Origin of the sequence: Candidatus Ruthia magnifica str. Cm (Calyptogena magnifica) (genome assembly GCF_000015105.1) — a bacterium.
In the GTDB taxonomy this organism is placed as follows: domain Bacteria; phylum Pseudomonadota; class Gammaproteobacteria; order PS1; family Pseudothioglobaceae; genus Ruthia; species Ruthia magnifica.
The window spans coordinates 243,651-264,712 of sequence record NC_008610.1 but is presented as its reverse complement, the minus strand read 5'-3'; the positions used below and the strand labels follow the sequence as shown (position 1 = coordinate 264,712).

The 21,062-nt window shown below is 35.2% G+C and carries 19 protein-coding genes; 1 reads left to right on the top strand and 18 read right to left on the bottom strand.

Features of this window, described 5'->3' with window-relative positions:
- Window position 1: 1 nt before the first annotated feature.
- The 15 genes from RMAG_RS01280 to RMAG_RS01210 form a co-directional block, all read right to left on the bottom strand.
- Window positions 2-1,507 carry an NADH-quinone oxidoreductase subunit M gene (locus tag RMAG_RS01280; protein WP_011737656.1) on the bottom strand — a complete coding sequence of 502 codons (1,506 nt, stop codon included), beginning with the start codon at window positions 1,505-1,507 and terminating at the stop codon, window positions 2-4.
- Between the two features lie 2 nt (window positions 1,508-1,509).
- Window positions 1,510-3,471 carry an NADH-quinone oxidoreductase subunit L gene (nuoL, locus tag RMAG_RS01275; protein WP_011737655.1) on the bottom strand — a complete coding sequence of 654 codons (1,962 nt, stop codon included), beginning with the start codon at window positions 3,469-3,471 and terminating at the stop codon, window positions 1,510-1,512.
- A 2-nt stretch (window positions 3,472-3,473) separates the two neighbouring features.
- A complete protein-coding gene (gene nuoK, locus RMAG_RS01270) occupies window positions 3,474-3,779 on the bottom strand; it encodes an NADH-quinone oxidoreductase subunit NuoK (RefSeq protein WP_011737654.1) in 306 nt (101 codons plus the stop codon).
- Window positions 3,780-4,388, bottom strand: coding sequence for an NADH-quinone oxidoreductase subunit J (locus tag RMAG_RS01265; RefSeq protein WP_011737653.1), 609 nt, complete (start codon window positions 4,386-4,388; stop codon window positions 3,780-3,782). It lies immediately after the preceding gene.
- Window positions 4,389-4,397: 9 nt separating this feature from the next.
- Window positions 4,398-4,889 carry an NADH-quinone oxidoreductase subunit NuoI gene (nuoI, locus tag RMAG_RS01260; protein ID WP_011737652.1) on the bottom strand — a complete coding sequence of 164 codons (492 nt, stop codon included), beginning with the start codon at window positions 4,887-4,889 and terminating at the stop codon, window positions 4,398-4,400.
- 13 nt (window positions 4,890-4,902) lie between these two features.
- Entirely contained in the window at window positions 4,903-5,976 is a 1,074-nt protein-coding gene (nuoH, locus tag RMAG_RS01255; protein ID WP_011737651.1) for an NADH-quinone oxidoreductase subunit NuoH, read from the bottom strand.
- Entirely contained in the window at window positions 5,976-8,237 is a 2,262-nt protein-coding gene (nuoG, locus tag RMAG_RS01250; RefSeq protein ID WP_011737650.1) for an NADH-quinone oxidoreductase subunit NuoG, read from the bottom strand. The genes nuoH and nuoG overlap by 1 nt, the downstream gene beginning before the upstream one ends.
- Window positions 8,238-8,241: 4 nt before the next feature.
- Entirely contained in the window at window positions 8,242-9,510 is a 1,269-nt protein-coding gene (nuoF, locus tag RMAG_RS01245; protein WP_011737649.1) for an NADH-quinone oxidoreductase subunit NuoF, read from the bottom strand.
- On the bottom strand, window positions 9,507-9,980 hold the full coding sequence (locus RMAG_RS01240; RefSeq protein ID WP_011737648.1) for an NADH-quinone oxidoreductase subunit NuoE family protein: 474 nt from the start codon (window positions 9,978-9,980) through the stop codon (window positions 9,507-9,509). Before RMAG_RS01240 ends, nuoF begins: the two co-directional genes overlap by 4 nt.
- Window positions 9,977-11,230, bottom strand: coding sequence for an NADH-quinone oxidoreductase subunit D (locus RMAG_RS01235; protein ID WP_011737647.1), 1,254 nt, complete (start codon window positions 11,228-11,230; stop codon window positions 9,977-9,979). Before RMAG_RS01235 ends, RMAG_RS01240 begins: the two co-directional genes overlap by 4 nt.
- A gap of 1 nt (window position 11,231) precedes the next feature.
- Window positions 11,232-11,846, bottom strand: coding sequence for an NADH-quinone oxidoreductase subunit C (locus RMAG_RS01230; RefSeq protein ID WP_011737646.1), 615 nt, complete (start codon window positions 11,844-11,846; stop codon window positions 11,232-11,234).
- Complete coding sequence (locus tag RMAG_RS01225) at window positions 11,846-12,325, bottom strand: NuoB/complex I 20 kDa subunit family protein (RefSeq protein ID WP_011737645.1); 480 nt, start codon at window positions 12,323-12,325, stop codon at window positions 11,846-11,848. Before RMAG_RS01225 ends, RMAG_RS01230 begins: the two co-directional genes overlap by 1 nt.
- A gap of 3 nt (window positions 12,326-12,328) precedes the next feature.
- Entirely contained in the window at window positions 12,329-12,685 is a 357-nt protein-coding gene (locus RMAG_RS01220; protein WP_011737644.1) for an NADH-quinone oxidoreductase subunit A, read from the bottom strand.
- Window positions 12,686-12,785: 100 nt separating this feature from the next.
- The gene (gene tldD, locus RMAG_RS01215) at window positions 12,786-14,210 is read right to left on the bottom strand and encodes a metalloprotease TldD (RefSeq protein WP_011737643.1); all 1,425 of its coding nucleotides are present in this window, start codon (window positions 14,208-14,210) and stop codon (window positions 12,786-12,788) included.
- Window positions 14,207-16,672: a YhdP family protein gene (locus RMAG_RS01210; protein ID WP_011737642.1), complete on the bottom strand. Its 2,466-nt coding sequence runs from the start codon at window positions 16,670-16,672 to the stop codon at window positions 14,207-14,209. The genes tldD and RMAG_RS01210 overlap by 4 nt, the downstream gene beginning before the upstream one ends.
- A gap of 1,052 nt (window positions 16,673-17,724) precedes the next feature.
- Here RMAG_RS01210 and RMAG_RS06225 point away from each other — a divergent pair.
- On the top strand, window positions 17,725-17,904 hold the full coding sequence (locus tag RMAG_RS06225) for a TA system antitoxin ParD family protein (RefSeq protein WP_041194916.1): 180 nt from the start codon (window positions 17,725-17,727) through the stop codon (window positions 17,902-17,904).
- Between the two features lie 157 nt (window positions 17,905-18,061).
- Here the strand turns inward: RMAG_RS06225 and RMAG_RS01200 are convergent, their stop codons facing one another.
- From RMAG_RS01200 to argB, 3 genes are read right to left on the bottom strand one after another with little or no spacing between them, the layout of a single operon-like run.
- Complete coding sequence (locus RMAG_RS01200; RefSeq protein WP_011737641.1) at window positions 18,062-18,700, bottom strand: YggS family pyridoxal phosphate-dependent enzyme; 639 nt, start codon at window positions 18,698-18,700, stop codon at window positions 18,062-18,064.
- Window positions 18,697-19,545, bottom strand: a complete 849-nt coding sequence (locus RMAG_RS01195; RefSeq protein WP_011737640.1) for a dihydroorotate dehydrogenase electron transfer subunit — start codon at window positions 19,543-19,545, stop codon at window positions 18,697-18,699. Before RMAG_RS01195 ends, RMAG_RS01200 begins: the two co-directional genes overlap by 4 nt.
- A complete protein-coding gene (argB, locus tag RMAG_RS01190; RefSeq protein ID WP_011737639.1) occupies window positions 19,538-20,428 on the bottom strand; it encodes an acetylglutamate kinase in 891 nt (296 codons plus the stop codon). The genes RMAG_RS01195 and argB overlap by 8 nt, the downstream gene beginning before the upstream one ends.
- Window positions 20,429-21,062 lie beyond the last annotated feature (634 nt).

Genomic DNA, 21,062 nt, shown 5'->3' with positions numbered 1-21,062 from the left:
GTTAAAATTTAGACGTTAAAGCTTGATGTAATAAATGCTCAATTGAGATATACATCAGTTCAAGCACTGGTTGTGGATATAAGCCCATGATCAATACTGCTACTACCAAAATAGCAAGCATTGAAAATTCACGAGCATTAATATCTTTTAGGGTTGCTACAGCAGGATTACTAACAACGCCCCAAAACACTCGTTTCACCATCCATAATGTATATGCCGCACCTACAATGAGTGTACTTGCCACTAATACGCCGTACCAAATATTTGCTTGAATGGCCCCCAGGATGACCATAAACTCTCCCACAAAACCTGAAGTTCCTGGCAAACCTACATTAGCCATTGCAAATAGTAAAGCAAAGCCTGTAAATTTGGGCATAGAATTAATAACACCACCATAAGTTGATATTTCTCTTGAATGTAAACGATCATACAACACACCCACCACTAAAAACATGGCGGCTGAAATAAAACCATGCGAAATCATTTGTACCATGGCGCCTTCAAGACCTAATAATGCACCTTCTATTGTATCTGGCTTGTAAGTTAAAAATAAGGTAAATACACCCAATGTTACAAAACCCATGTGTGAAATTGAGGAGTAAGCGATGAGTTTTTTCATATCACGCTGCACAAGTGCAACAAAACCAATATAAACAATAGCAATGAGTGATAACACAATAATGATTTCTGAAAATTCTAATGAAGCATCAGGCGTAATGGGCAGTGAGAAGCGGAAAAAGCCATAGCCGCCCATTTTTAGCATGATTGCTGCTAGAATGACAGAACCACCTGTTGGTGCTTGTACGTGTGCATCTGGCAACCAAGTGTGTACCGGAAACATGGGCACTTTAACCGCAAATGCCATAAAAAATGCCCAGAAGATATAGCTTTGCTCCTCTAAACTTAATTCCAAATTGTGCATATCAAGGATTAAAAATGAGCCGCCTTTATTATGCATATAAATAAACGACACCAGCATAAATACCGAGCCTAAAAAGGTATATAGAAAAAATTTAATGGAAGCATACACACGGTTGTCCCCACCCCAAATGCCAATAATCAACAACATAGGAATTAATGACGCCTCCCAAAATGCATAAAATAGAATGGCGTCCAATGAAGAAAACACACCAATAATCAAACCTTCCATCATTAAAAATGCTGCCATATAATGAGCGCATCTTTTGGCAATCACTTCCCAACCTGCAACAATGACTAAAATTGTTGAAAAGGTTGTCAGAATAATAAGTGGCATAGAAATACCATCTACACCGATATGATAATGAATATTAAGTTGTAATATCCAAGATTCTTTTTCAACAAACTGCATCAAATGTGTTGATGAATCAAAGCCTGTATAAAGGCTTAGTGATATCATAAAAACAAGTATTGAAATGATAACACTCACCCAACGGGCTGTATTAACGCGATTGTTACCAATAAAAATAACCAAAACACTAGAGAAAATTGGCAACCAAATTAGTAAACTAAGTAGCGAATTTTGCATAATTAAAATTCAAGCAATGGATTGTTGCCTGCAAATAACACCCAAGTTAAAATAATTAATAAACTAAAAATCATAAAAAAAGCGTAGTGATAAACATAGCCTGTTTGAATGGGACGTATAATTTTACCAACCAAACCAATGAGTTTTGCACTACCATTAACTAGTATTTTATCAATCAAACCAACATCAGACACTTTGTATAAAATGTTACCTAGTTTCTTAACGCCGCTGACAAAAACAATGTCATTAAAACGATCAAAACCGTACAAGGATTCAAGTACGTAGCTGGTACGATGACATTTCTTTTGTATCCAATCAGACCATTGTGTTCTATAAATTGAAAAAATCCAGGCAGTGACAATACCACCTATCATCATCCAAAATGGTAAGGTTTGTATTGCATGAGGTATCATTGAGGCTGCGCTATGAAATTCACCGCGTAACTCAGTCATAGAAACATGGCTTGAGGCAATGGTAATCGCATTATTTAACCAACCATTAAACAACATGGGTTCAATCGTCAAATATCCAATCATCAAAGATGGAATAGATAAAGCGATTAGTGGGAATATCATTGAAGGTGCGGATTCATGTAAATGTTTAGCAGTATGCACATCCACCCTAGACTTGCCATGAAAGACCAAAAAGAACATTCTTAACGAATAAAAAGCAGTAATAAACACCCCCACTATCACCGCAACATAAACCCAACTTGCATATGGTAACGATGAAAAGTGCACTGCCTCAATAATCATGTCTTTTGAGTAGAAGCCTGAAAAACCTGGAAAGCCAATTAGAGCTAGCGTGCCAATAAATGCAGTCCAATAAGTAATTGGCATTTTTTTGCGTAACCCACCCATCTTACGAATGTCTTGTTGATGTTTCATGGCAACAATGACTGAACCTGCGCCTAAAAATAACAGTGCTTTAAAAAATGCGTGTGTCATTAGATGAAAAATTGCGACTGAATAAGCGCTCACACCTAGCGCAACCGTCATATAGCCCAATTGTGACAAAGTTGAATAAGCAACTACTTTTTTAATATCATTTTGTACAATACCGAGCAATCCCATAAACAAAGCAGTAATCGCACCTACAATCATAATGACCATTAGCGCAACATCACTTAGTTCAAACATAGGTGACATGCGTGATACCATAAAGATACCTGCGGTTACCATAGTTGCTGCATGAATTAAGGCTGAAATTGGTGTGGGACCTTCCATTGATCCTGGCAACCAAACATGCAGCGGCACTTGTGCAGATTTTCCCATTGCACCAACAAATAATAGCAGACAAATAATAGTGATAAGGTCTAAGCCCCAAAGCTGTTGATTCATTGTCTTATCAAGACTTGAAAATACTTCCATGTAATCTAATGAGCCACTAAACGCCAACACCAAACCAATACCTAGTAAAAAGCCAAAATCGCCCACACGATTAATCAAAAAAGCTTTAAGATTTGCTTGTATTGCGCTTTCTTTATGATGCCAAAAGCCAATTAATAAATATGAGACCAATCCAACCGCTTCCCAGCCAAAGAAAAGTTGCATAAAATTATTACTCATCACTAGCATAAACATTGAGAACGTGAACAAAGAGATATAACTAAAGAACCTTGTATAGCCTGTGTCGTCATGCATATAGCCAATAGTATAAATATGCACCATGAGTGAGACAAAGGACACCACCACCAACATCACAGCTGTTAAATTATCAATTAAAAAACCAACACTAACATTTAGATTACTAAGTTGCATCCAAGTGTATAGATTTTGATTAAAAACTTCACCCTGTTCTAAAACATGATAATTAAACACATACAAAGACAATACAGTTGAAATCAACACACCTAAAATGGTCAATATGTGTGTAACTGTTTTGCCGAGAATGGTACCAAAAAATCCTGCAAGGATTGCGCCTACTAAAGGTGAAAATGCAATTGTTAAGTAAAGTTTTTCCATTATTAACCCTTTAAACTGTTAGTAACATCAACACTAATAGAGCCTCTGTTTCTGAATAACAAGGTTAAAATCGCCAAACCAATGGCAACTTCAGCTGCCGCTACCGTCAAAATAAAGAAAACAAAAATTTGCCCTACTTCATTGCCTAAAAAATGTGAAAATGCAACAAAATTTGTATTAACAGCAACCAAAATTAATTCTACACACATTAATAGTGTAATGATATTGGTACGATTAACAAAGATACCCACCAAACCAATGCAAAAAATAACGCTGCTTAAAATTAAATAATCACTCAGACTGACCATTTATTTATCTCCCTTACTAGGAGTAATTGAAACAAGCCTTACCCTATCTTTAGCTTGAACATTCACTTGCTCAGAAATAGATTGTTTTTTACGGCTGGTTTCGTTTCTGTATACCAAGGTAATAGCAGCAATAATTGCAATTAATAACAACACTGCAGCAAGCTCAAATGGATAAACATAGGTGGTATAAAGTTGCATTGCCAATACCGTAATATTACTATAATCCATACCGTGACGCTCTGGGCTGCTAAACACATCTAGCCCAAATTGATTAGCGCCCAACACCAAACTCATCTCAGCAACAATAATAGCAGCAACAATAAGCCCTAATGGTAAATAGCCTGTAAATTTTGCCCTGAGTGTTGATTTGTCGATATTAAGCATTTTAATCACGAATAAAAACAAAACCATGACCGCACCCACATAAACCAAAATTAAAGTAATAGCTAAAAATTCGGCCTCAAGTAAAATCCAAATACTAGCGGCATTAAAAAATGCCAGCACTAAAAATAAAACTGCCTTTGCTGCATTACGTGAAAAAATCATCGCCAAGGAACTAACAATAAACCAAAATGAAAGGATATAAAATATTATTTGTTCGGAATTCATTATCTACTTTTATTTATACTTAGCATCTTCAAGTCTAGCTTGATTAATGGCTTGTTCATTTTGACTGCCTACTTCTAATAGGCGTTCTTTAGTCATAATACTACCTTGTCTTGACTTAAACGCATAATCAAAAATTTGTGTCTCAACAATCGCATCAACAGGACAAGCTTCTTCGCAAAATCCACAAAAAATACACTTAAATAAATCAATATCATACACAATGGTTCGACGTGTACCATCATCGCGCATTTCAGATTCAATGGTAATCGCGTTCGCTGGGCAAACGGCTTCACACAATTTACAAGCAATACAACGTTCTTCACCATTGGGATAACGACGTAGTGCATGCAAGCCTCTAAAACGTGGCGATATCGGGGTTCTTTCTTCTGGGAATTGAACAGTAATTTTTTTATTGACCAGTTCTTTTGCCGTAATTTTCATCCCAGTGCGTAATTCGCTTAAGGTGAAATCTTTAACCAATTTACTTAATTTTTTAATCATAAAATATGCTCACTTAAAACCATGGTTCTAATTTTAATTGGGTCATTAACGCCACAACAAATATCCAAATAATAGTGATTGGTAAAAACACCTTCCAAGATAAACGCATAATTTGGTCGTATCTAAAGCGCGGAAAAGTAGCACGTACCCATAAATATAAAAACATAAAGAAGGTTGTTTTCGCTAATAGCCAAATAATACCTGGCACCCAAGAAAATGCACTTTCAAGATAAGGGATAGCTTCAAAAGGAGAATGCCAGCCACCAAAGAACATTACCACAGCAAGTACTGCCATTAAAATCATATTGGCGTATTCTGCTAAGAAAAATACTGCAAACGTCATACCCGAGTATTCAACATGTGTGCCACCAACAATTTCTGACTCACCCTCCACAACATCAAAAGGTGCGCGATTGGTTTCTATAAGAGCTGAGATAAAAAAGATAATCATCATAGGAAACAAGGGAATAAAATTCCAATAGATAATACCGCCTTGCTGTGCTTGAACAATGGTGTTTAAGTTGACACTACCAGCAATCATCACAACTGTTGCCAGCGCAAAACCAATGACAATTTCATACGAGACTAACAGAGATGCACTTCTAAGTGCGCCTAATAGTGGGTATTTAGAGTTGGACGCCCAGCCTGCCAAAATAATACCGTAAACCCCAATAGAGCCAATTGCCAAAACATACAACAAGCTAATATCTAGATTCGTAATATAAATATCTTCATCAAATGGAATCACTACCCATACTGCAATAGCAGGTGCAATCGCCAATACAGGCGCCAATAAAAATAGATAAATATTTGCCTTAGTAGGAAAAATTATTTCCTTAGTCATTAGCTTTAAAGCATCAGCAATAGGCTGCAACCAACCTTTTGGACCAACACGATTAGGTCCGATACGTAATTGCATGTAGCCAATCACTTTGCGTTCAGCGTAAGTGAAATAAGCAACCACTAACATTAGAGGTATCACCAACGTAATTGCCTTAATCAAAATAATTAAAATACTGGCTATTGTGCCATCAAACCAAGGGGTAAGCGTATATACCATTTGCACAAAAGCTTGCCAAAGCTCCATTACTCTTGCTCCTGAATGTTAGTTGGTTGGTTGGCATTGATAAATACACAATCATCTGCCACTGTACTAGTAATCACCACAGGTACACCTAAATATTTATCATCGGCTGATAAGCCTAATATTTCAGCACTTACTGGGTTTATACAAGCGTTATTCATTTGTCCTATTTTAGTTTTTTGTAATGCTCTACTGTGTCTTAATACAGCATCAATACTATAAGGTGAACTTTGCCAAATTGTGCTAATACCATTATGTTTACTGGTCAGATTAATGCACTCATCATGAACATATTTTGCATGTGGTTGATGAGATATTTCAGCTCTAATCTGGGTAGAATCTGCATAATGAAAGCCTGGCAATTCTAATAAATCAGCCATGACTTTTAAGACTTTCCAAGCAGGTTTAACTTCATTTGGCGCTTTAACTGCTGCTGTGTAGGATTTCATATCGTTGTTAATATTAAGCTGCGTTCCTGAGGTTTCATAAATACTGGCAATTGGAAAAATAACATCTGAATAGCCAGTAACGATATCGTCCTTAAAGCTATTTAAAGAAATGACAAAAGTATTATCTGGCATGAAGGTTTTAATAGCTGTATCTAAATCATGAAAATCGTACTGAGGATAAATGTCTAGCAAGATAAAGCCAAGCATATCAGACGTAAACATCGTATTAACATTCATGCCAGAGTTTTGCGGCACAAACCCAACCAAATTAGCTGCTATAGTATTTGCTGTTATGCTCAAATTAAGTGTTTTACTATTGGTATTTTTAGCAATTTTGGTAACTAAATTAGCAATGACTGAAGCGTCTTCATTATTAATAATATGCTCACCTAAAATAATAACAGAACTACTAGAATTTAACAATTTAGAAGCTATTTTGTTAGCAACCTCATCAATCTCAACAGCTACCAAATAGTCAGGTAACTCTTGGGTATTACTGGTTATAACTGACTTAAGCACACCTGCCAACGTAAAAGCTATTTTATTTGGTGCAATAATATTTTCAGTATTAAGTGAATAGTTAAAGTCAAACGCCATTACGTTTAATGTATCAATATCAGCACCTTTTTTTGTCGCTTTACGCAAACGATGATTAATCATGGGTTGTTCCAATCGAATATTAGCACCGACAATCAGAGCGTAATCTATCTTTTCCAAAGCATCCAATTTTATGTTTGAATCAAGTGTAATAGTATTGTCTAAGTTTTTAACATTTAAACGATGATCGATATTATCACAACCAACTTCTGTTAAGATTTTTTTCAATAAATAAAGCTCTTCCATGGTCGCTGTGTTTGATACTAAACCGCCTAATTGATTGACTTTTTTATGCTTTAAAACATGACTATTGAGTCCTTTTATAGCATAATCCAATGCTACTTTCCAGCTCACTTGTTTCCACTGTCCTTGAACTTTAATTTGAGGCTCTAACAATCTATTTTCATGTGTTAAACCTTCATACGAAAAACGATCACGATCAGAAATCCAAGTTTCATTAACCCAATCATTATCAGCAGACACAACTCGTTTAACCTTATCCTTGTAAGTTTGTACAAAAAGATTTGAACCCACTAAATCATGTCTTGCGATACTAGGTATTGAATGCATCTGCCATGACCTTAACTCATATCTAAATGGCTTAGAGGTGAGCGCACCAACTGGACAAACATCGATCATATTGCCTGACAATTCAGACTGGATACCTTCTCTCAAAAACGGCTCAATCTTTAAATGCTCACCTCGTCCAGTACCGCCCATCTCCATTATGCCAGCAATTTCTAAACCAAAACGTACACAACGTGTACAATGAATACAACGTGTCATATCCGTTTGAATGAGTGCACCAATATCACTATCTGATACAATGCGCTTGTCTTCTGAAAAACGAGAAACATCTGAACCGTATTCAACAGCCACATCTTGCAACTCACACTCACCACCTTGGTCGCAAATTGGACAATCAAGCGGATGGTTAATGAGTAAAAATTCCATCACTGCTTTTTGACTGACTTTAGCTTTGTCGTTTTGTGTGTGGACTTTCATACCTTCATTCACAGGCGTAGAACAAGCTGGTTGTGGCTTGGGTGCACCTTCAACATCTATCAAGCACATTCGACAAGAGGCAACTACTGACAATTTTTTATGATAGCAAAATCTTGGTACACTAACGCCTTCTCTATCAGTAACTTTGATTAGCATTTCACCTGCTTTAGCGCTAATTATCTTGCCATCAATTTCAATTTCAATATCAGCCATAAAATTATCCTTTCACCATTGACTTTCCATGCTCAATATAATATTTGAATTCCAGTCTAAAATTGCGTAAAAAACTTTCCACTGGCATTGCTGCAGCGTCGCCCAGTGCACAAATGGTGTTGCCTATAATTTTATCTTGTACACCTAATAATAAGTCAATATCAGTCTGTTCGCCATTACCATCAATAATACGTTTTAATACGCGATATAGCCAACCCGTACCTTCACGACAAGGGGTGCATTGTCCACAAGACTCATCATAATAAAAATGTGTCAACCTTGTTAGCACTTCTACCATACAAGTTGACTCATCCATAATAATGACTGAACCTGCACCGAGCATTGAGCCTGCTTTTTCAATGCCATCATAATCCATAGTCATGTTCATAGCAACTTTTGCGGTTAGTACTGGAGTTGACGAACCACCTGGAATCACGGCTTTTAACCTAGCACCATCACGCATACCACCTGCCATCTTGAGTAAATCTTTAAAAGGTGTGCCCATAGGTACTTCAAAATTTGCCGGATTTTTAACGTGGCCTGAGACTGAAAATAACTTACAACCACCAGAGTTTTCAACCCCGATATCTGCAAACCACTGTCCGCCACATCTTAAAATCTCAGGCACGCTTGCAAAACTCTCGGTATTATTAATCATAGTAGGTTTGCCAAATAATCCTACATTAGCAGGGAATGGTGGCTTAAATCTAGGCTGGCCTTTCTTACCCTCAATAGATTCTAATAAAGCGGTTTCTTCACCACAAATATAAGCACCTGCACCTAAATGTGTGTATAAATCAAAATTAACTGAACTGTTGTTAATATTTCGACCCAGTAATCCTACTTTATAAGCCTCTTTTAATGCATCTTCGAAGCGATAAAATGGTTCCATAAATTCACCGCGAATATAGTTATAGCCAACACTAGCATTCATAACAAACCCACCAATTGCCATGCCTTCAATCACGGCATGTGGGTTGAACCTTAAAATATCTCTATCTTTACAAGTGCCTGGCTCACCCTCGTCTGAATTACAAATCACGTATTTTTGCCCGTCAGAATGACGCGGCATAAAGCTCCATTTAAGTCCAGTGGGAAACCCAGCACCACCACGACCACGTAAGCCCGAGGTTTTAAGCTCATCAATAATGTATTCAGGTGTTAGCTCACCTTTTAGAATTTTACACCAGACTGAATAACCACCATTAGCTTCATAAGTCTTAAGCGACCAGCACTGGTCTTTGATCAAACTTTTAAAGCAAACCTCGTTCATTTGAGGTTGTCCACAATTTTATCAATTTTATCAAAAGTAAGATTTTCAAAATATTCATCATTAATTTGAAACATTGGCGCACCCACACAAGCACCCAAGCACTCAACTTTTTTAACACTAATTAAGCCGTCAGGTGTTACTTCATCTGTTTGAACGCCCAATTTATTTTCTAAATACGCAATTAAATCATCAGCACCATTCAACATACATGAGATATTATGGCAAAAACGAATCACATATTTACCAACTTTTTTATGATTATAATTTTCATAAAAAGTCGCCACTTCTTGAACAGCAATATCTGGCATATCTAAATAATCAGCCACCGCTTGAATGGTATCAGCACTCAATTTATTTTCATTTTCTGCTTGAATAATTTTTAAAGTTTGCATAACGGCGGAACTTTTCCTATCTTTTGGATATTTTGCAATCCAAGCATCAATTTGTTTTTTTGCTCCAATAGAAATCATCTATCTATTTCACCAAATACAATATCTTGCGTACCAATAATAGTTACAACATCTGACAACATATGCCCTCTTGCCATTTCATTCATCGCGGCCAAATGCGCAAAACCGGGCGCTCTAATTTTGACCCTGTAAGGCTTATTAGCACCATCAGAAATTAAATATATCCCAAACTCACCCTTTGGATGTTCAACAGCGCGATAAATTTCACCTTCTGACAAGCAATAACCTTCGGTAAATAATTTAAAATGATGAATTAAAGACTCCATGTCACCTTTCATGTCAGTTCGTTTAGGTGGTGACACCTTGTGATCATCACTCATGACTGCACCTGGGTTTCCTTGTAGCCACTTAACACATTGTTTAATAATATGGTTTGATTGGCGCATTTCTTCCATCCGCACTAAGTAACGATCGTAACTATCGCCTGTCACTCCCACTGGGATATCAAACTCTAATTGGTCATAAACTGCATAAGGTTGATTTTTTCTCAAGTCCCATGCCACCCCAGAACCTCTAAGCATAGGGCCTGTAAACCCTAGTTGTTTGGCACGATTAGCAGAAACAATGCCAATGTTTACCAACCGCTGTTTCCAAATACGATTATCCGTTAATAAATCATCATACTGTTTAATACTTTTTGGAAATTCTTTAACAAAATCAGCAATAAAATCTAATAATGAACCTTGTCGATTTTCATTCATTGTCTTCAATTCTTTATCCGTACGAAAACCTGAAGCTAAATATTGTGGCATTTTATCTGGCAAATCTCGATAAACACCGCCTGGACGATAATAAGTTGCATGCATACGTGAGCCTGATACTGCCTCATAACAATCAATCAATTTTTCACGTTCACGAAATGCATATAAGAAAATACTCATCGCGCCCACATCAAGCCCGTGTGTACCTAACCACATTAAATGATTAAGAATTCGAGTAATTTCGTCAAACATCACTCGGATGTACTGAGCACGTTCAGGAACTTTGATACCTAACATGGTTTCAATCGCCATGATATAAGCATGTTCGTTACACATCATTGAAACATAATCAAGCCTGTCCATATAACCAATTGATTGATTATATGGCTTTGATTCTACTAATTTTTCTGTACCACGATGTAATAAGCCAATATGCGGGTCAGCGCGTTCAATCACCTCGCCATCAATTTCTAAAATAAGGCGCAACACGCCGTGCGCTGCAGGATGTTGAGGGCCAAAATTAAGGGTATAATTACGAATTTCAGCCATTTTACTTCCTGATTACCCTTGGTACGTTAATATTTGGCTCAATACTCACTTTTTCATAAACCACCCGACCTAAGTCTTCGTCATAACGCATTTCAACTTCGCCAATCATTGGAAAATCCTTACGTAAGGGGTGACCTTTAAAGCCATAATCAGTCAAAATCCGGCGCAAGTCTGTATGATTTTCAAATAAAATACCCATTAAATCAAAGGCCTCACGTTCATACCAATCAGCAGATGCCCAAATATCAGTAACTGACTTGATAATAGGCTCGGCCTCATCAACAAATGATTTCACTCTAATACGTTTATTTTTACTGACAGATAATAAATGGTACACCACAACAAAACGCTGTTCATGTCTGTCTTTTGAACCTTGATGATTACGCCCTCTAGAAAAACCAGAAGCACTCGCATTACCATTCCAGTCTGATTGTCCATAAGTTAAATAATCAACACCACATAAATCTATTAATGTGTCAAAATAGAAAAAATCTCTTAATTTCAAACAGGTTTTAATAATATCTTGAGAATCAACTATTAAAGTCAACTCTCCAAAAGCTTCAACCAAATGACGTTCACCGAAAACCTTAATTAATGATGCTTTTAAATCTTGCATTAAGTTCTTGCAATGGTGTTAGTACTGCGGATTTTATCTTGCAATTGTATGATACCGTATAGTAACGCTTCTGCCGTTGGCGGGCAGCCTGGAACATAAATATCAACGGGAACAATACGATCACAACCTCTAACAACTGCATAAGAGTAATGATAATAACCACCACCATTCGCACACGAGCCCATAGAAATTACCCATCTTGGCTCAGGCATTTGGTCATAAACTTTGCGTAAAGCCGGTGCCATTTTATTGGTGAGTGTGCCCGCTACAATCATTAAATCTGATTGACGTGGTGTGGGTCTAAAAACAATACCAAAACGGTCTAAATCATAGCGAGAAGAACCCGCTTCCATCATCTCTACTGCACAACACGCCAAGCCAAAAGTCATAGGCCAAAGCGAGCCTGTTCTTGCCCAGTTAATAACATTGTTAAGTGATGTGGTTACAAAACCTTGTTTCATTAAACCTTCAATTGCCATTAGCTATTCCCATTCAAGTGCGCCGTTTTTCCACTCAAAAATAAAACCCACCGCCAGTAAAAATAAGAAAATACTAATCGCGATAAAGCCAAACCAGCCCAATTGAGACTGAACCACTGCCCATGGAAAAACAAAGGCAACTTCTAAGTCAAACAAAATAAATAAAATAGCCACTAGATAATAACGTACATTGAAATACATACGCGAATCATCAAAGGCAGGAAAACCGCACTCAAATTGAGTATTTTTTTCTTCATATGGTTTACTTGGCCCTAATAAATAACCAATTAACATTGGTCCAACACCAAAAGCAAGCCCTAGAAAAATAAAAACAATGACAGGTATATAACTCTCTAACACCTAGTTTCTCCTAACTCCAAAACATAGATTTCTAGACATTATATCTAATTTAATCAATCAATTCACCTATAACCAACAAATACATCTCTAGATGGCTAAATTATGCATTAACCTCAGTACCACCTACGGTTAGTTGATCTATTTTTAAACTAGGTTGACCAACACCTACAGGCACATTTTGACCATCTTTACCGCACACACCAACGCCATTATCAAGTTTTAAATCATTTGCTACCATAGATATTTTCTTTAATACCTCAGCACCAGAACCTACTAGTGTCACACCTTTAATAGGATGCATAATTTTTCCATTCTTAATAAGATAAGCCTCGTTAGCACTAAAAACAAATTTTCCTGAAGTAATGTTAACTTGACCACCATCAAAATTAACCGCATAAATACCATTATCAACAGAAGTAATCATATTCTTTAAAGAATCCTGTCCGTTTAGCATGTAAGTATTGGTCATTCTTGGTATGGGAATATGGGCATAAGACTCACGCCTACCATTGCCTGTTGACACTGTATTCATTAGTTTAGCGTTCATTTTATCAAATAAATAACCTTTTAAGATGCCATTTTCAATCAACAAAGTATTTTGTGTTGGAATGCCTTCATCATCAATTGTTAAACTGCCACGCCTATTTTCCAAAGTGCCGTTATCAACAATAGTACATTTATCACTGGCCACCTGCTCACCAATTCTGTTAGTGAATATGGATGATTTTTTACGATTAAAATCACCTTCCAAGCCATGGCCAATAGCCTCATGTAATAATACTCCTGGCCAGCCAGGACCCAGTATAACTGGCATATTTCCAGCAGGTGCTTTTTTTGACTCCAGTGCTACTAACGCCTGTCTAATAGCTTCATTAACATAAATTTCATCCAAGGCATGGTCAATAAAATATCGATAATTATATCGACCACCACCACCACTTGAGGCTGATTCAGTTCTACCATTGTGCTCAACAATAATACTCACACTAACACGCACCATTGGACGATAATCTTTTGCAAATACACCATCAGTTGAAGCAATTAATACCTCGCTAAATCCACCAGAAATCAAGGCACTAACTTGCTTAACCTTAGGCTCCTTTCTGCCCAATATATCAATTCTTTTTAAAAAATTAACTTTTTCTTGCGAGCTGAAACTACTGAGCGGATTCGAGCCATTATATCTAGCAACTTGTGGAATAGACTGAAAAGCTTGAATTCTTCTCGTGCCAGTTTGAGTCGATATTCCTTTAGCAAAACTAATGGCTTTTTCAATCGCTTTGATATTTAAATCATCTGAATAAGCAAAACCAGTTTGGTCAGAACTGACAGCTCTAGCACCCACACCATGACTAATGTGGTAAGTGCCAGATTTAACAATACTTTCTTCTAAAAACCAAGATTCAACCGCTGAATGTTGAAAATATAAATCTGCATAATCAGTACCCTTAGCTGCCAAAGAAGACAATAAAATAGTTATTTTTTCTTGATTTAGACGATGATCATCCAATAGTTGTTCAATCATAATACGGTTGATATATTTTCAATAATAGGCTTATTCCACGGACCTGTTATTTTATATTTAAATTCAACAACTTTATCAACAATATTATTAATCAATTTACCTTTAAATAGAATTTTATCCACAAGCCAAACCACCATACCTGACAAACCACCACCAGCCAAATAAGTAGTAATCGGCACGGCATCACTAATGGCAGGTAATACTTTTGCTTCTAAATGATAAGTTTGTTTAACAATATTACTTGAGCCTGTTAGGTTAATCGTGCTTGAACTTGAGTCAAGTTTAAAATGGCTAATAGTCGCCATAGAATTATTAATAGAAACTTGTGCATCAATAGTATCATAAACAAACCCTTCACTAACCAAATCAGTGATATCTAATTCTAAACGCTTAGCAATGGATTTAATATTAAGCAATGATAAAACCCGGCTAATATTAGGGTCTTTATTGGTAAACACACCTTCTTTAACTTTCATTTTAATCAAACCACTGGCGCCTTTAAAACTCATATTCCACGGAGCACAATTACAAAATAAGCGTATATCAAATTCAAATTGACCCCCACGAACTTTTTCTTTAATGTTTAATTTATCAAGAAATTTACTCAACTTACTACCTTTTGCTTTAGCAGTGAGTATAGTTCTACCATCAACCCAAGCACCGTCAAAACTAAGGTTTTGACTATTCACACCTATGCCTAAAAATTCTAAATTAATGATTTTAAGCACCTTGTCCTGAGATCCAAGTGTGGCCTCAAAATCAGGCCACTTACTTTCACCAACTTGTATGTTTTGTACACTTAAATGCATACTGGGAAAATCTTTTGCCTGAATATCCCAATTGCCTTTTATTTTGTCTAACGCCTCTACTTGAAGGTTTATCAATTTTACCTCAGGCAAAGCGTTCTCATTTAGTATAATTTTTACATCAGTTTTTAACGTATCGGACTTGACATTTGCTTGCCATGTTTGATCCAAATATTTAGTCAAGTAAAACTCAAAATTATTACCGTTAGTAAGCCCTACTTTAAATAATGCATCTAAACCACTATCTTGATTATTAGAATTGATGCGAATATTAAATGACTCACCCCGAATATTGCCCACACCCTTTGAAGTAATTTTGTTATTATGCAATGTCAATTGTGCATCATAGTTCTTAACCACAATTGCGCCACCCAATGTTGTCATACGGTTATCTTGAATGCTCAAATTAATATCCAATATCGGCTCTGTTTCATCCAGTGATATGATTAAATCTACATTACCTACCACCTTTCCAGATAGACTAAATTTCCCAAGCACATCATTTACATTATCATTCAGTGGTGCATCTTTTAAAAATTGGGTTAATATTTCACTTTGAGTATTAATTTTACCAACGACGCTAATCTCTAATTTATCTTTGCTCATGTCCAATATTTGAACTTTCATACCTTGCAAAAACATGTCGTTTAACATAGTATGATTGACCATAACTGTGATTTTTCTACCATCAATGGCAATATTTGCATCTAATTGCTTAAGACTTTGCCAATCAGTATTGAATAATAATTCAGTATTGCTTAAGTGCGCATCAAATTTTATCTTTGCTGGTAATTGCGTTGAAAGATTTTTCTTAATGCTGATATTAATATTATCCAATTCACCTGATTGAAATGCATGCTTAATCCATTGATGATTTATATCACCTATCAATACCATAGGTAAATAATCACTAATATTAATCACATTCATACGCTGAATAAGGCCACTAAATTGGATAAAATCATAACCTTGATAGCTATATATTTTAAGACTTGACAACAACTCAAAATCATCACCACTCAAAGTAATTGGTAACGTTAAAAAGCCATTTTGATTAATCTTGGCACTAGATAAGATAATCGTAATGTCAAGGTGTTTAGTGCCAATACTCTGATTAGGTATTGTTAACAACAATTGCATCCCATCTCTTTTAAGCGTCAATGATGCAATTTCAACTGTATCTTTAATAATTGTTTTATTAATATGCAGAGATTCAAAAAAATATAGTTCTTTTAGCATACCAAGTGAGGCTATATTTCTAATGTCGTCTATACTGAAATCATCAAGATTAGAATAAAGCACTAGAGTATCAATAAAAATTTGACTAGAATGATAAATATCATCAAACAAACTTAGCAGATTAATATGCCAAGATAAATTTTTAATCATGGCCATTTGCTGAGCTTCACCAGATGCGATGGAAATATCATGCACTTTTAAAGTAATACCTTTCTTTTCAAAATCAAATGTAATTTTAGACAACTGAACATCAAGCCCAGTTAAACTTGATAATTGAGTCTCAATCGGTACTTTTAGTAACATTGGAAAGATGACAAAAAATAACACTACTAATACAAAAATGAACGTAAAAATAACACTAACCCAAGTGCTTATTTTTAATACTTTAATACCACTTAAGCGTTTTTTTTTAATCATTTTTGATACTTATTATTGACTTGTTAGTGTAATACTTCCCTTCTCTAGAATTATAACTTATTTTTATGAACGGGTTATCTATCGATATTGGCACAAGGCTATGTTAAAAAACAAGAAAAAATACTATGTACTTGAAAAATTCACTGGCGGCTATTATTACTATTTTTATTATTATTTGGCGTTGATACATTTTTTAGCAACTTAATGACGTTAACATCAACCACCTTTCAAATATACTTGATCTAGTGGTCTAATTCTATCCTCAAGTATTGAAATATCAACAGAGTTAACGTCATTAAGTTGCTAAAAAATCTCGCAATGGCGAAGGGAGTTTATATTTCTGTATACGCTAATTGGCATAGTATTGGCGTTACTAACGCGCCTAAGTTTAATGGATTAAACGCGGCATTATATATCTACTAGTCAAAGTGACAGCGTAAATGTCACCGAAAGGTATCTATATGATTTGTTCAGATGATCAACTAAAAGAAGCTATTGAACATATGACAAAATAAAATCTACTAAACCCACTCAAAGAACTATAAGGATATAAAAATATCCAGTTCTTTATTTTTCTCTACCCTATCAAAACTAAACACTTACCCATTCATGACAATATAAATATCGCACTTAAAAGTCACACCTAAATTAAACAATGCTCTTATTGTTAACTTCTTTGCTCAATAGTTTTGCAGTTTTAATCATGGTGTCAGTTATAAGCAATTAAAATACCGGTTTATCTTACTTGGCTGGAACTTTCACAAAATCAATATTCAATCAGCATCACTCATATCCAAACTATCTTTTAAAAAACATTTCAAATAAAGTATCAACCATTGACCTAGACTGATTAAGTGTAGCAACAAGATGGGTTTACTTAACTAACTGACCAATCAGCTCGTTATAAATTTTATCAATTATGCCATTAGTGATTAGTGGTTTAATATTCATACCATGTTTAAATGGATAGTTATATATTGTGTGGTAACTTATTACAATTCTAATAAAATAAATTTATATTATTAACCAAGCGACAAGTAATATAAACCAGAATCAATAAAAATTTATACAATCGAGCCAAAATTCAGACCAAAAAAGAATTAAGAATAGTGTCCAATCAAATTAAATATTGGGTAAAAATTAGGCATACTACAATGATCAATCCTGATCTACCAATTGACATGGTTGAAAAATTACTAATCACAAAACGTGAAACCAAACCAACCTTTTGAATTTATTGGCTGATGAATATTGAACAAAAATTATCGTTTATTCTTACTTATTTGGGATACACAAAAATTTTTATAAAAACTAAAGCATAAAATTTTTGATTCTGATTTTTTTGAAAATCAGTCACAAAACATTACTTTAAAAAGAAAATGATTATATTTAAGCTCTCTTGCCAAAAATATCTGTACCAATACGTAAAAAAGTAGCACCATTAGTAATGGCTGATTCTAAATCACGACTCATGCCCATTGATAAAGCATCTAAGTTTGGGTATTGCTTAATAATACTTGTCATTCTTGTAAAATTTTGCGCTGAATTAGAAGGATTTGGTATGCACATAAAGCCTCTTAAAGTGAGATTTTTTAGACTTTCAAAATGAGTAACTAGTTCATCAATTTGTTCAATCGATGCACCTGATTTGATAGGCTCGTTATCAATATTAATCTGCAAAAGCACTTTTAAATTTGGTAAGTTTTTTGGACGTTGCTCATTGAGCCTTTTAGCAATTTTTAATCGGTCTACACTATGTACCCAATCGAAATTTTTGGCAATTTTTAAAGTTTTATTTGACTGAATAGGGCCAATAAAATGCCAAATTAGGTTTTGGCCTTTTAAGTGATTAATTTTGATGAGTGCTTCTTGCAGATAATTTTCAGCAAAATGTTTCTGACCCGTATTAATGGCCTGCTGCAATTCATCTACCGATCTGGTTTTGCTCACTGCAATTAAAGTAACAAACTGAGTGTGATTAACTTGGTTAATTCTTTCTTGAATTTTTTCTAAGTTATCCTTAATCAAAATATTTGGTAGGCATCAAAAACTGGGCCATCAACACAAACGCGCTTCATGGAAATGCCTTGGTTAGTTTGTATTTCAACCACACATCCTGCACAACCACCCACAGCACAAGCCATATTTTCTTCTAATGAAATTTGACAAGGTAAGTTATATTCTTTAGCCAAATTGGCTACTGCTACTAACATTAGACGTGGACCACAAGCATATATTTCAACTTGCATTCTTTCATCAGTTTTTAAATTATCTAAATATATTTTAGCTAAATCAGTTACAAAGCCCTTGAATGTACCATCAAAACCTTGCAGGCTGGTTAAGCGACATTCAATACCCCAATCTTCTAACTCAGGCATGGTGTATGTTGCGCCTTGATAATCTTTGTTATTATCGGCCAACTTGTCAACAAATGGAAATGGCACTTCAGAACCCAGGATTGCAAAAGATTCATAGCCAAGATCTTTTATTTGTTGTGCAATAGCAATCATCGGTGGCATACCCGCACCACCGCCAATCAATAGTGGTCGTTTTTTATCAGTGAGTTTAAAGCCATTACCGATAGGGCCAATAATTGACAATATATCGCCTACTTTACGCTGCGATAGTTGACGAGTGCCTTCACCCACCACCTTATAAAGTAAATCAAAGGTACCATTTTCAATATCAACTGACATAATTGAAATAGGTCGCCTCATGGCTAAAGCACTAGAGACAGTAAGGTGTACAAACTGTCCTGGCTTAGTTTGTTTAGCAATAATGTTCGATGCCAAAGTTAAAATATATTGCTTGCCTTCAAACTGATAATGTGCCAAAATTTGACAATCATGTATCTTAATACTAGCTTTATTCATTACAAGTAATTAGTGTACCTACACCACTATTCGTAAAGACTTCTAACAATACCGCATGTGCAACCCGTCCATCGATAATATGCGTAGATTTAACACCATTTTTAACGGCTGACAAAGCACAATTAATTTTTGGCAACATGCCACTATGAATCGTACCATCCTTAATCAATCCATCAATGATATTGTCATCAAGCCTAGTTAATAATTCACCATTGGCATCTAATAAACCAGACGCATTAGTTAATAATATTAACTTTTCAGCATTCAACGCTTGTGCAATCGCACTTGCAACCAAATCTGCATTTATATTATAAGAAAAACCATCCTTACCCACCCCAATAGGCGCGATGACTGGAATAAAATCCCCTTTTAATAATAAATTAATTACTGAGATGTCAATTTTATCCACTTCACCCACATGACCAAGATCAATAATTTCAGATGTTGGTTCAATATCATGCTTTAATTTTTTAGCAGAAATTAAACTACCATCTTTACCAGTCAACCCAATTGAATGACCACCATGTTGGTGGATTAGATTTACAATTTCTTTATTAACCAGACCACCTAGTACCATTTCAACCACGTCCATAGTTTCTGAATCGGTAACACGCATACCATCAATGAATTGACTTTGTTTACCAATTTTCTTTAGTGTCTTGCCAATTTGTGGACCGCCACCATGCACCACAATTGGATTCATACCAACTAATTTCATCAACACAATATCACGTGCAAAACTGGATTTTAAGGCCTCATCAACCATGGCATTACCACCATATTTAATAACGATAGTTTTACCTTGGAATTTTTTAATATAAGGTAAGCTTTCTGTTAAAACGCTCGTAATATTGTTTGTGTTATTAGACATGTTGTTTAACATAAAAATTTATTAAAGCACTATTTTACTTAATGCTCATACAATCAATTTGATTATTTATTTGACAATCAAAATCACTAAATAATGCCAAAAATTAATACCAATTCTATTATATTTGCAAATATTATCATAAATCGGCACTAATTTTGATGCACCTTAATCGATTGAGATTACTAACCACAGTGAGTGATAACATTACCATTGTCGCACCTGCAATCATTGAATTAAATAATATATGAAACAGCGAATACAAAATATTGTCGGTCACTGAAATGCAAAGTATTTTAAATAAAAGCTCCAAATAAATTCTGATTAATATTCTTGTGGTCATTTTAAAAATATAAATTGTATCTACAACGACAGACAAAGATCCGCACATTAAGATTACATCAGTATTTTGAATATTCAACAATATCCTGTATCAATAGATGCTACAATGATCAAATGCGCTTGATCAAAAATATGCATTTATGTCATAATATCTGTAACACTTTGTTTGGTCTTAAAACGATAAATAAAAATCTCACATGACTTAATACCATAGAAATCATTACTAATATCAGGAGCGCTATCCATTTCTGATGACAAAATCAAGCCATGTCAATAAAAATAGACGTTCTCTTAAAGGTTATTTTTA